Genomic DNA, 1,516 nt, shown 5'->3' with positions numbered 1-1,516 from the left:
GTATGCACTGTGTCCATTCTAAGCCTAACGGTCCAAACCGAACCGCAGACTCGCAGATCACACCGTCATCGGGTAGGTGGCCGCTGAACAGCGCTTACCGAACGTGGGGATACTGTTGAAGAAGTTGCCGTCGAGAGGCCTCGTATGCGCCGCCCGAATGAGCGCAGCGCGGCCGTCCTACAGCCCAAAACTGCGGCTAATCTCCCGCACAAGCCTGAACGCAGCGTCAGTATTTCGGCCGTAACAGAGCGCCTGATCGACCTGCGAAAGAATGGTCAGCCCAAATAGCGCGATTGCAATGCCTCTAAACATGGTTGTGGACCGGGTTGAACGATACAGCGAAAGTTCAAAACGGCCCCAGCCGCAGGTTGGGAGAAACAGCCGGGGCCGACATTCCCATTCCGTGTGCCGTAATCAGCGGTAATCGGCACGCTCTCAGCTAGCCACACGAAAGCTAACGAACTGTTTCGAGCGACTCGAATTCGGACCGAGGCGTTTCAATGTCGAACAGCGTGCTACGCAGCGCACCATAGCGCGAGCGTCGCCCGTAATTGTACGGAGCCCAAAGTGAAGCCATTGCCGTTGCGTGTCGTCCATGGTCAGCTTCTACTTCAGATTGATTTTATGACGATCCAGTTTTTAGTCGAGGTCCCCATGAGCGTTAAAGCCATGATGGCGACAATCCTCCAGAACCAACTGACGCTACGGGGCGTGCATTCACTGACGCAATCTGACTGCCATGAGATCGTAGAGCAGTTGATCGAACACCTCAGAGTGCTGGAGTTAAATCTGGCGGCGCGCGAGATAGCCGACAATCCCGAGCCGCACTAGCATCGCGTGCGCAAGCCTGAGCGCGCTGCACCGTTTCGTCGCATCAATGCAACGCGCAGCGGGGGCATTCACCATCTGCCGCTTCGCTGAGTTGCCGACCAATCTCTTCGTTGAGCGCCTTTGTATCCCAATTCGTACCGTCGCTTTTAACGATCCTCTTGGCGCGTTCGAAGGAATGGCTTTCGGCCGCATCATCACCCACGCGGATGGTTACATCAGAGTGGAAGGGACAGACCGCAATTGCACGAGTTGTCTCTAGCGCATAACGCACGGTCGCCTTGAGATCATCGACGTACCCTTTGGGGGACATGTAGAGCTTCCTGTCGCCTCGGCCCGAGCGAGACCTCGCTCGCAGTGCGCCGTGGGGATCAGCAGTTAGGGCAAGGCCCGGCAAGCATCCAGCGATGGAGCGCGAGCTATGACCAGCAGAGCTTGCGCGCGCTCGCTTCCGCGCTGCTGGAAGATCAGCATCGCCAGCCCACGCCGCCCTGCGTCGGTAAGGGAGCCCGCCCGAGTGCACTAACAGCGGACCTGAACGGCCGATCTGCACCCGGAGGCGATGACTTCGGCTCTACTCGCGGCTCCAGGCCTGCCGCTGCACTGCGCCAACCGACGCATGGGCCATTTGCAGACATCGCACCAGCGGTGTGCGTTTCGAGGCACCTGTACTTCGGTTTCGGATCGA

2 protein-coding genes are annotated in these 1,516 nt (G+C 58.6%); one reads left to right on the top strand and one right to left on the bottom strand.

What is annotated here, in order from left to right:
• The first annotated feature begins 567 nt into the window (after nt 1-567).
• Nucleotides 568-831 carry a hypothetical protein gene (locus IVB13_RS22585; RefSeq protein ID WP_247490638.1) on the top strand — a complete coding sequence of 88 codons (264 nt, stop codon included), beginning with the start codon at nt 568-570 and terminating at the stop codon, nt 829-831.
• Between the two features lie 43 nt (nt 832-874).
• On the opposite strand, the gene IVB13_RS22580 is transcribed toward IVB13_RS22585, so the two are convergent.
• Nucleotides 875-1,141, bottom strand: coding sequence for a hypothetical protein (locus tag IVB13_RS22580; RefSeq protein WP_247378191.1), 267 nt, complete (start codon nt 1,139-1,141; stop codon nt 875-877).
• Nucleotides 1,142-1,516 lie beyond the last annotated feature (375 nt).

Origin of the sequence: Bradyrhizobium sp. 17, from assembly GCF_023073515.1 — a bacterium.
GTDB classification, from domain to species: domain Bacteria; phylum Pseudomonadota; class Alphaproteobacteria; order Rhizobiales; family Xanthobacteraceae; genus Bradyrhizobium; species Bradyrhizobium canariense_D.
The sequence above is the reverse complement of the archived record's forward strand: the minus strand, read 5'-3'. Positions and strand labels throughout refer to the sequence as shown.

Coding starts and splice junctions, on each gene's coding strand:
- IVB13_RS22580 (WP_247378191.1), bottom strand. CDS start 1,141: ATGTCCCCCAAAGGGTACGTCGATGATCTCAAGGCGACCGTGCGTTAT.